The organism is Flagellimonas alginilytica (assembly GCF_042134605.1).
Lineage (GTDB): Bacteria > Bacteroidota > Bacteroidia > Flavobacteriales > Flavobacteriaceae > Flagellimonas > Flagellimonas alginolytica.
The window spans coordinates 202,502-215,076 of the sequence record NZ_CP169638.1; the positions used below are offsets into that span (position 1 = coordinate 202,502).

The 12,575-nt window shown below is 44.4% G+C and carries 1 protein-coding gene; it reads right to left on the reverse strand.

Translation table 11 applies throughout. The features are described 5' to 3' along the window. Window positions 1–86 precede the first annotated feature (86 nt). On the reverse strand, window positions 87–12,446 hold the full coding sequence (locus tag ABTP35_RS00860) for a T9SS type B sorting domain-containing protein (RefSeq protein ID WP_293294731.1): 12,360 nt from the start codon (window positions 12,444–12,446) through the stop codon (window positions 87–89). Between the last annotated feature and the right edge of the window lie 129 nt (window positions 12,447–12,575).

Consider the following 12,575-nt stretch of genomic DNA (forward strand, 5'->3'; position numbering starts at 1 on the left):
AAGCGCAACCATTGGTTGTAAAAGCCTTAATTCATGTTGCGAATGTCGTTTTTAGGTTAAACTACACTGCTTATTTTCCTCTTCATTTAACGATATAGGGTAAAATGTCCAACAAATTCCCTTTGGTCTTCTATTCCGTTCAATCGGATAATGTACCAATAATCACCTGTTGGCAATCCTTTTAGCTGGTACTCTCCGTTCCACTCATCCTGATTGCCTTTGAATTGGAACAGATTTCTACCGTACCTATCAAATATTTTGATAAATATATTCGGGTACTGCTGAATATTCTTAGGGGCCCAAGTATCGTTCTGCCCATCACCGTCCGGAGTAAAGAAATTTGGGATCTCTATATCTATAAACTCAACAAATATATCCTGCGACACACTACAACCGTTGCCATCTGTAACTGTTATGGTATAGGTATCGGTCGCTGTAATATGGAATTCAGAATCCGAGGTTTCCGGACCTCCATTTATACTATAGGAATAATTACCATCACCTCCTTCTGCAAATGCTTTTATACGGTTGATGTCTTGATCGCTCAACTCCAATGTCAATGGTTCAAAAATGGTTATGTTAAATTCGAACGTATTGATGCATCCATTGCTGTGCAGTGCCGTAATGTAATGTTGCCCTGCCGTCAAATTTTCAAAGTAAGGATCTAATTGCATCTGGTTGGGATCATCGGTATCCAATCCGAAAATCACATCACTGTAAACATCGGAATCTTCGAGTAGAATCCGAACTGCATTGGACGCAGCTCCCATAGTGTCACATTCGTACAAAACTTCGGCCTCTCCATTTAAGTTGGCTCCGGCCTGCACTTCGAACACCTCGGCCATTTCACAACCATTGGCATCCCTAACAAACACTACGTGTGTGCCACTGCTCAAATCTTGGTAAGTAAATCGGTCTTGAACAAAATCCGTATCGTTATTGGTATTTAAGCTCGTATAGTATGGAGCCGTACCTCCCGAAATTTGTAATGAAACGGTTCCATCACTACTTCCAAAGCAAATCTCGTTGGTAACGGTTGAGCTTGTTTGTAACTCATCGGGTTCGGTCAATGTGAACTCGATCAATTCAAAACATCCATTGCTGTCCTGTGCGATTACCCGATAATCGCCTGGTGATAAATCATCAAAACTATTCTCGTCCACAAATTGGTTGAGGTTGGGCGATATTGCAAACTGATAATCACCGGATCCGCCCTGTACATCCAGAACCACACTACCATCGTTAGCACCATTACAGCTAATATTGTTAATGGTAGGGGTTACCACCAAAGGTGTAGGCTCTTCTACAACGATCTCTTCCGAGATGACGATACAATCTTCACTTTGCACCCTTACATAATAGCTTCCTGCAGGCAAATCACTGAACCTGCCATTGGTTTGATCGGGCCTAATCTGGTTGGTCAAAGCCAAATCAGCAAATAACGCATACTGGTAATTTCCAAGTCCCCCGTTGGCAAATGCCTCAACAAAAGCCGTACTCTCACCATTACAATTTACTTGTGCCGCCGAGATGTCCAAATCCACGGTAAGGGTTTCTATCGGCGCAATGGTTATTTCGTTGGAAATTGTGGATACACAATTAAAACTATCCCTTATATAATATCTGTAGTTTCCTGCCGTGATATTTTGCAATAGATGTGTATCGGAAGCAACGGTCCCGTTCATTGCGGTAAAGTTAACGCCATCTGCACTCCAAGTATAAGGTGCTGTTCCTCCAGATGCTACCAACAGTAATTCAGCATCCGACTGACAACTTAATGGTTGATGTGTAACCAACATAGCATCCACATCGGTAGGCTGTACTATTTCCACAATACTGGATTCGAAGTCGCAGGCCATATCGTCCGTTACCGAAATACTATAGAACCCTGCTCCCAAATTATCGAAAGTTGGCGATGTTGAGGTTGTGGACGAACTTAACAGTGTTGTTCCCAAAGCATCGGAATATGTATTCAACACATATCGGTAGTTCGTGGTCACATTTCTAGCGTTTAAACTTATGGTCACGGAGGCATCGGTATCTCCCTCGCAAACTAAACCAGTATTGGAAATGGTCCCGGATATGGGGTCGGGCAGCAACAATTCAAATGCGTTGTTGAAGACCTGGGTGCATCCCAATGCATCGGTCACGGTTACATTGTACTGTCCGGCAACCAAGGATTGGAACAGATGGCTGTTCACTCCTGTAACACTCGTGGTTGTTCCACTGCCCACATGGGTCAAATCCATGGAATATGGCCCTTGTCCGCCCGCAGGAGAAATTAAAGCACTTCCTTGATCATTGGTGCAACCTACATCGGTTAAGTCTATTGGATTCAATGTTACAGGGGCCGAAGGTGTAGCAATACTGAACGATCGTACTTGGCTGCACTCTGGGAATGCGTCCTGCACTACTTCAACTACATAATCTCCGGCAGGTACAAATATCGGAGCTGTTGGTCCAAGGTTGATAGATGAGCCGTTCAATATTGAGGCTCCATCATCGGAACGATCGGCCGGTGTACCATTGGTGTCAAAAATATACCAATGAAAACCAGATGCATAGGAAGCATCCACCAAAGTCAATTGAATACTACCATCGTCCCCAAAACAAACGGCATCGGTCAATTTGTCCACAATTACATCGAAAGTGTTGGGTTCTTCCACTAAATGGTTGATTGTAATTTCACAACCCGTAGCAACGTTCAATACGCCAAAGGTGTGATTTCCTGCTGGAAGATCTATAAATTGATTGGATGCTTGATATACTGCCGATGGCAACAATCTAAATTGATAGTTGGCCGGATCTGTGGCGTAACTTGTTAGGCTACTTGTAACATTAATGGTAACATCCTCGCCCAAATTGGCACAGCTGATCGGATCATCAACGTGAATTGTCGGCGTATTCATTTCATCGAACTCTGGAATATTGACCATAATTTCGGCAGAGCATCCTTTGTTGTCCACCACTCTTGCAATGATATTGCCTCCTGCAAAATCTGCATGGATATAATCTGGGCTTGCTCCTGTTTGGAGCATAGTTGAAGTTGCGTCATCGATAAATTCGTAGCGCACGTATGTGCCACTTCCACCGGAAATGCTAGCAACGTTGATCGTAATTGTGGCATTGTCGGCAGCATTACCTGCAGTACAACCAAATGGATCTACGGTTGGCACATCAAAAGTGATAGGATTGGGTTCTGCAACTACAATGTTCGAAACAACTGTATCACATCCATTTTGACCCACAGCGGTTACCTCATAAGTACCCCCAGGTAAATTATTGAAACTATTGGTCGTAGGGTCGAAGACCGCCACATTTGGACTCAATGTATAGGTCAACGGATTAATACCATTGTTGTTCTCTGTGATTGCAATGGTTCCATCCAATGCTCCATTACAAGATACAGCGGTCGGAGTGGCCGTAAAACTTGGCTGGATTGCGGCAGGAACCTCAACTGTGAATGTTCTGGAACATTCAGGACCTTCCACCCCAATGTCGTAAATATTCACGGTATAAGTATCTGCAACCGTTACCAATTCGGTAACTGTGCTACCGCCCATTGCCTGTCTTCCAACCAAAGTACTGGAAGTACCCAATATTTCATATTCATAAGTGGTGGAACCATTGGTAACATTGATCAAAATTTCAGCTTCGTTACCGGCTCCACAACCTAAAGTTTCTGCCAAGCTAACATTTGCCTGCATGGTCGGGTGTACGGTAACGGTATCTGTAGCGGTACAGCCGTTACTATCCAAAACACTTACTGTGTATGTTCCGGGAACCACATTGGTGAAAGTTCCTCCATTGTTTACATAATTAGCACCTCCGTCCAAAGAGTAATAGAATGGCATGGCGCCTGTGGCCATAACAATATTTACATCGGCCTGGGTATCACAATTATCCACAACAATACTATCTATTGTTGGGTTTGGGGCAAGGTCCAAATGTACGCTTCCCAAACTTTGTGAACATCCATATTGGTCGGCAACAGATACATTATAAGTTCCTGCCGGTGAATTGGCCGGGATTTCGATAGGGTTGTCCAACGTGCCAGAGACTCCAGCAAACCCGGCTGGTCCGGTAACATCATAATAATAGGTTCCTCCACCTCCAGAAATATCCGGGATTTGGATTAGGCCTGGGTTGCTACACGTAATATCCTGCAGTACCGCAGGGCTTCCGGACAAGGCATCCAGTTCCTCCAACGCTTCGTTTTCAGAAGCACTGACACATCCGGAACTTGCGCCATCCTTTTTAGTTACCTCAAGGAAATATTCCCCTTCACCCAAAGCATTGAACGTTAGTGATTGAGGAGAAGAAAATGGAACATTTACGCCGCTTGTAGTTACCACCACAGGCGTACCGGAAGAAATATCGTAGAAAGTCCACTCAATTTCGGAGCCAGGTGACACGGTGTTTTCCACTATGGTGTATTCAATACTTCCATTGTTCAATCCATTACAAGCTGGGGTAATATTAGATGTTATATCAAATGGGTGAACAAAGAGATCATTTACGTTTACATTACTCTGCCTTACACAACCATTGTTGTCCTTAACATAGAACACATAGGTTCTTCCGGGCACCAAACCTGTCCATACATGATTTCCATGACCAGCTGGAACTACTACCGGAGTCCCTGATGAATCATCGATGTTGCCACCTACAATCCATGTTGCCGTAGCGGGATCAAAACTGGAAGGGTCGTCCGAATAAGCATATTCGTAGGGTGCCACACCTTCCGACCCCTGTACTTTTACTTGCAACTCATTACAGTTCACGACCACGGCAGAAATGGTAATATCCAGATCATCCAATGGATATGGAATAATAAATTCAGGGAAATCGGTCTGGCAAATTGGATTGCCCGTTCCGTCTACAGTTCTTATGGAAGGATATACAGAATCTCCTGAATTATATCCCCTGAGTTGATCTGTGGCGTGCCAAGTAGCACCACCATCATCACTAAATTCCAGGGTGCCCAAGGTCAATGGATAGTTAACAAAATCAAATCCGAAGTCCATTGGTCCACCTCCACAGTTTGATGGATATCTTCCATTAATATCGGCAGTTAGCTCATCTGGATTATTTATGGTAACCGGGGTTTCCGACAAAGGACAACCGTACGTATCGGAAATATTGATGGTATAATTCCCTGGTGACAGGTTGTAGAATGTATGTGTATTGGACAGTACGTTGTTAAGGATCTGGTCCGATGCCCCTCCATTGTCCAAATCTACAATCTCGATGGTAAATGGTGCATCCCCAGATGTGATATTCACCGCAATACTACCCATACCATCGTGACATTCTGGTGCTGTTGGCGTTGTTGTGAAGGCCAAAATTGGTGCTGCCGACACGGTAACCGTTTCTTTATATTCACAATAGGGAGCAGTCCCATTGTTATCTCTTACAAATACATCAAATGTACCTTCGTTTCCGGCGGTAATTGTTTCCGTATTCAACCCTCCAAAATCACCTGCCAAAGGAGTTGATCCTGTGGGCACAAAGGCATACACATAATTTCCATCACCGCCAGTTGGAGTAACGGTAATATTGCCATCTCCACAGCTGGTTACATCCAGCTTATCTACTTGAGCGGTAATCGTGGGCAGAATTACAACGGTCTGCAATACAGGTCCACAGCCATATCCGTCCGCCACTTCTATATCGTAACTACCCTCTGCCAATCCCGTAAACGTATACTCGGTATCGGTAGACGGTGTCGGGGTTATCCATGCCCCTCCATTTATTCTAAAGGTATAATCTCCATTTCCATCGGTAACCGTTGCCGTAATGGTAGCATTGTTCAAACCATCGTAACATGCCGTGGACGAAGTAGTGAAAGCAATGGTCTCAGGAGGCGATACCGTAACCGGCGCTGCAGAAAGCACATCACATCCATTGGCATCCCTTACCCGCACTAAATAATCGCCATCCGCTATATTTAAGAAAATAGGATTAGATTGGTAAGCGACTTCCAAATTCCCCAAGGTATCCTCCAATTGATAGGTATAACCCGGTGTTCCTCCCGTAACCGAAGCTTCTAATGTTGCTCCTGTATTGAAACAGGTATATTCGGCCGTTAAGTTCAATGTAGGTACGATGGCGGCAGGTTCCGTTAAAGTAGCTGCAAAACTTACCGAACAGGTGGTTTCATCTGCTTTTCTGACCATAACGGTATAGCTTCCATCGGCCAAATTGGATGCCGTTGTCACAGGAGATGACATTGAAGCAATCCAGGTGGCACCTCCATCCAAAGAGTATTCGAATCCTGTCACAGCATCAAAGTTGCCCACTTCAAAAGTAATGGAGCCATCGGCTGCACCATTACAACTTGGGTCGTCAACGGTCAACAATTGAGCTTCAAATGCTTTATTGGGTTCCACAACCACAATAATATCCTGAGTTTTTTCACAGATTTCCGGCGATTGTACTGCCTGGATATCGTCCAAAATCAGGTCGTTTCCATAATCACTGTTCAAATTGGTTCTTAATACGATACCAACGGTAGTATTTGCTCCTGGATTAAAGGTAACTTCTCTAAAATGCCAATCGTCCGCATTTGTGTTTTTAGGGATTTCGTTGGTAGGGATACTAGAAATTACGGTACCCGAGCCATCCACCAACTCTACCAAAACTTCCGGATTGTTTCCATTGCCGGAGGTTACCATAAGGTTATAGGCCCAAAATGAGAAGGTGATATCTTGATTAGGAAGCACCTCTATTCCATTCCTTTCCCAAAGAACACCGAAGTCTCCTGCCAAGGTACTCACATCGATAGCCAAAAAGCGACCATCTGTCAAACCAGTATGGTCGTTAGGACTTCTCCAAGCGGGAATTGGATTGGTCACGAAGTTGGTTACAGTATATTCGCCGTTTACCAAAATACCGGCAGGCCCCAAGTTACATGCTGTTTCTGTTCCATCTTGTGGTTCGTAACAATAACCGGATCCAATCTCTTCAATTTGGGTAGTAATCCCCGTTCCAAAGTTTTCTTGAAAAAGTGTGCTTTGATCCGGAGCGATACTACTGGAGTATCCTACGGTAACTGTATGTGTTCCGTCTCCAATGTTGTTGAATATATTATTATCGACCGGAGTATTGGGCGAACCGTTCAAACTATAGGTATAATCAAAATCCGTTGCGTTGGATGTTCCAATGGAAATGGTAGCCAATCCATCACAAGCATAATCGATTGTGGTTGTAAAGTCTGGGTCTGCTGCCATAGCAGGAACCTCTAATTCCATAGAGTACGTACAACCTAAATTATCCCTAACGACAAGATTGTAATTGCCGGGCATTAAATAACGGTCGTTGGTGGGAACAAAATTACTACCGCCATCAAAACTATAGGTGTACGGGGCTTGTCCTCCACTGGCATTCAATATCTTCACCAACGCACCATTCGGGTCACATGAGGCGTCCTGAACAATGGCCGGCGAGGCCGTCAACCTAAACGGTTGGTCTATTTCGTAATCATAATTTTCGACACATCCAGTACCTGCATTTCCGCTGGAATCCATTACGGTAATGGTATAAAGTCCGGCAGGCAAGTTGCCAAAATCGTTATTGGTTTGATAAGTAGCTCCACCATCCAAGCTATATTGGTAAGGTGCTGTCCCTCCCGTTACGGATACACTCAAGGTTGCCGTAGATGAATCAGCACATACGATTCCCGAGTGGGTCGCAGATACGGTAAGGCCACCAAGTTCTTCCATTCTCACACTATTGGAGATAGCATAGCAACCATTGTCGTCAAAAACGATGAATTGATAATCACCGTCCTCATTTGGGAAATAGGTGGTCGGTGTACCTCTATATCCGAACAAAAAGTTGGTATTGGTCTGCATTTCGGAAGTAGGAACGTCTGACGGGTCGGCATACAAATCCACCCCATCTTTGCTCCAAATGGCCATTTGATAATCCGGGTTCGGAGTACCACCCGAGGGGGTCAGGGTAATTACTCCCGCGGTACAGGTTATATTATCGGTGGTCAATGCGGTAAGCGTCAATTCAGGAATTTCATTTACCGTAATTTGTTGGGTATCGGTACAGCCATCATCGGTTGTGGTGATTACATTGTAGTTTCCTGGGTTTACATTGTTAAACGTATGGGTGTTGTCCGTGGTTGGATTTTGTTGTGCGATCAAGGTTCCGAGACCACCATTGGAGCCATCGTCCAGCCTAAGTTCGTATTTGTAATTGGGCAGTACGTTCAATGCCTGGATACTTACGGTTCCCAACTGATTGCAATCGGCAGGTGTTGTATCGACATCTACCTGAAAATTTCTTTCCAAGATACCAATATCTTCTGTTTCAAAAATACAGCTTCCTTCTATAGGGTCTCCTGTTGATGGGTTCAATTGAGTTACCTGAACTGTATAAGTACCACTTGTGGTTATATCAAAACTAGGTCCATTGTTGGCAGAAAATGGCACCACAATGTTTCCGTTGGATGCATCTACCAATTGGAACCCGTAATTGCCCCCTACTCCGTTGACTCTAATGTTTCCAGGAGTGCTGCACAAAATATCCGTCGGCGTATAGTCAATATCCAAGGTGTTTTTGAACACGTTGAAATAGAATCGGCTAAAACATCCGTTCTTATAATTGATGACCACTCGATATTTACCACTTTCGGTAACTGTAAAATTGTCTTGCACCACTACATCGCTCCATGTGCACATATTGCTTTTGTTGGCACAATCATCACCTGCATCCGAACAACTGCCTTCGTCCAGTTTTTGCCAAACGATGTCCAGAGCATCGGTTATACCGAGCTGAAGGGTAACTTCATCATTCTCACCGCACAAAAATATTTTAGGCAATAAATCACCATCAACGGAACATGTTACGATCTCTCCCTGTATGTTGTTATCTGGATTACTATCGGCATTTACCTGGTTAAAATAGCTTATTATGGGATTGGTCTGTGTGTCGCCAAAACGTTCTACAGTGATAAGCTCTGTCAAATCAGGACAACTTCCTCCTCCTGATTTCTCCACAATGTAGTTTCCAATATTCGTTACCAATAATGTACTTGGGTCGGCATCACCATCATCCAAGATGGTATCGGCACCATCTATTTGACCATTCCCATTGTTATCCAATGCCCAAGTATAGGTTGCAAATCCGGAACCTGCCGTTAATAGAGCATCATCTCCACATAATTGAACTGTTCTGGCTTGACCGCAATTGGCCAAGTCGTCCAAAATATTGTTAGTGGCCACTTGTGGGGTTACATCGCACGGGAAATTGGAAGAACCGGGCTCATCGGTGTAAGTGGTTGAATTAACGACCCCTTGGAATGATGCGTAAGCCAAGTTCTGCAACTCGGATGAACAGGCATCGACAAAATCGGAGCAGTTTCCTGAAACGGTCACTGTGATTTTTATGCTATACTCCGGGTCACCGATTTCTACAAGTGCATCTGGGACCTGGAATTGCAGTGTATTTGTATTGATGTCATAACTATGTGTCGTACCCAAGGCATTGGAAACATCCACATTGTCCAATGTAACATTGTTGGGCAGGATATCGGTTATTTCGAAGTTTGTGGCATCATCGTCCCCGGTATTTTGAAAACGGAGCACATACTGAAAGGTTTGCCCTAAACTGATTCCTTGGCCATTGATATCCACCGCGCTTAAATTTTCGGATGTATTGCCAAGCAATATTTCAGGGGCGTATACTTGGGTGTAAGAGGCAGCATTTACAGTTCCATCGGTTGGGTCCACCACCGGAACTCCAGAACCGTATTCCCCGCCATCTCCGCCGTCGGCATTCTCATCTTTATAAAATTCTACGGCATCGGTACAACCGTCGCCATCACTATCCAAATCGAGTGAATCGGGAATACCATCGGAATCGGTATCGCAGCCTGCTGTTAACAATACGCCCCGCATGTTGGTGGGCCCTACAACATCTTGTCCTATGGACACCGTGTTGTTTCCGGTCGGATCCCAATTTACCACATTTGCTGGCGTGGTCAGGTTCATTGGCTCCAGAGGACCGCCCGAGGATCTTGCACCGTATATTTGGAACTCCCCGGCCTGATCTACCACTACACGCAGCAAGGGACTGCCATGTGTTCCTGTAATTGTCCATATATCGGGGTTTCCTCCTTCTCCGTAGGTAGTTCCATCGTTAAAACGGGCAAAATTTCCACTTGCGCCAAGCTGGAACTGTATTTCACCTGCCACATCTACTCCATTGATATTGAAGTTGAACGAGTTGTCCAAACTAAAAACGTCGAACACCAAATAGTTGTCAACACTAATCAAACTGCCACTATGAGGGTCACCATTGGATATGTTGAACAAAAGGGTATCGCACTCGTCCTCATCGTAAATACCATCATTGTCATCATCCAGATCGGTGATATCATTTACCCCATCGTTATCCGAATCGTTGTGAACCACTATACGGGCGGATGGGACATCTTCTGTAATATTGGTATCGGTTTGATCTTGTGTATTTACTGCTGTATTGATCAAACTCAACAAAGGAAGTGTGTCAATTTCATCTGCCTGTACTTCTAGCTCCAAAAAGGCGGTTTCGCCACCATTCAAGGTTCCGATGTTCCAAGTGTTTCCACTCCAACTTCCCGTAATTGTGAATGCCGAGACCAAAGTAAGTCCGGCAGGGATATTGTCTGTTATTTGAAGGTTGGTCAATGGTCCATCTCCAAAGTTTCTCACCTTAATTGTAAACGTTGCCATTTCCCCTTCCATTATTTCAGGTTTATCGACCGTTTTTTCCAATGCTACGTCGGGATCACAATACAGGGCCGTTAAGGGTTGCGAGTCGTAGGTACATGGCCCTTTGGTTCCTCTAACAAAATAGTCCCCGGCACGTGTTGCTGCAAAGCTGGGTCCATTGGCCCCAGGTATGGCCACACCATCTTCGTACCATTGGTATGCATCAAAGTTTCCTGTTGCCTCATATATTTCGGACCCCACAAAGCATCCGGTACCTCCCCTAACCTCAAGAGTTACTTCGGGGACCGTATCGAACCCGGAAAAATATCCGGCAACACCCCTGTTCCCGTTATAGCCAAAAAATCCGACGGCTATTGGTCCAGTGGACTGAACGCTGACATCTCCTGTTAGATTTGGAATAAAAAACGTTTTCCAATCTGTAGATCCTGCAACGGGATTAGAGGCAGGAAGTGTTACAGATCCATTTCCATCTGTCACAGAAATATTAGCATCTGGTGTGTTTACGGCCGCAATAATAGTAACTCCCCCGGTAACATTGGTACCGGCCATGTTCCGTATATCGGGAATGTTATCCATAACATCGGGCAGCAAGCAGTTTACCGGTGCCACAAAGTTCAATCCTTGGGTATAAGCTTTACTATCCCCCCCTATACACTGATAAGCATAAGCGTCTTTTGAGGTTTGTACAAACATATTGGCCCCAGCTGTATTGGATGTATAATAACTACTGGGAATTTCAAAAAATTCACCATTGTCCAGTGTAGCAATAGGTGTTCCCGACCCATTAACGTATACTTGCGTGTTATCGGCGGTGGCAATGATCAAAGGAAATTCTGTCCATCCATTGGAAGCTCCATTGCCCCTAATAAACACATAGTCCTTTCCCAATTTATTTTCGGGCACGGGTTGATCGATTCCCGCGTCACGATTACTATTGTTCGCTTGTCGTCCATAGTTCATGGAACCATTACTGATCACAATATTTTTATCTGAAACAATGGAAGCCCCTATCCATCCATCGCGATGTGCGTTGGAAGGAGAATTCCCTACATAATTTTCAAACACAAAGGACTCGTTGGCGTCCAACGTTACGGTATAAGTGTCGTCGGTAATCCCATAAGCATTGTTACCCAATCTAAAACTACAGTTGGGATCGTACCCAAAAACGGTAACCGTGGTATTGTCCTCGGTCGCCATTATTCCCAATGTATTGGATTTTGATACGTGTGAACCCAAATTGGGCACCCCTCCCCATTTAAAACGTGTACCCATCGCCACTCTTCCCTTGGATGTCAGCGATGCTGCTTGGGACCCAGAATATCCCCGATAATTGACGTAAAATTTATTTCCGCTCGGAGATTCGAACCTTAGGCCTGAATTGTTCAGCACAACCCCAGTATTGGAATTGGTAACCAAAGTGATATTGTTATCCCCATTGGGCAAGGTGTATACCGCTGGATTGGTATTTGAAATATTGAAAGTGGCAACCGGTGTTGCACTGGTCCCACGATAGGCATTTACCACAAAAGTTACCGGCTCGGGTGTTGATAGGTAGACTGCTTGTTGCTGGACAGCTTCGTTGTTTCGCCCTTGCTTTAAAGGTGGAAGATAATGAAGATCACTTAACTGGGCTTGTACTTGGTTAAACGCAAAAAACATTAACAAAATGCAAATGCTTTTCAATAAACGATCTGCGTACGAAGAGGTAAAATTGGCCATTTTGAGGTTGGTCTAATGTATTACTTGAAACAAAAAAAGCTCTTAAAGCCCTCGTATACATATTTTTGTTGTCATCTTCGAACTTTGTTGTGTCTAATAGGTCGTTCCTGTTGTTATTCAATTCAAAAA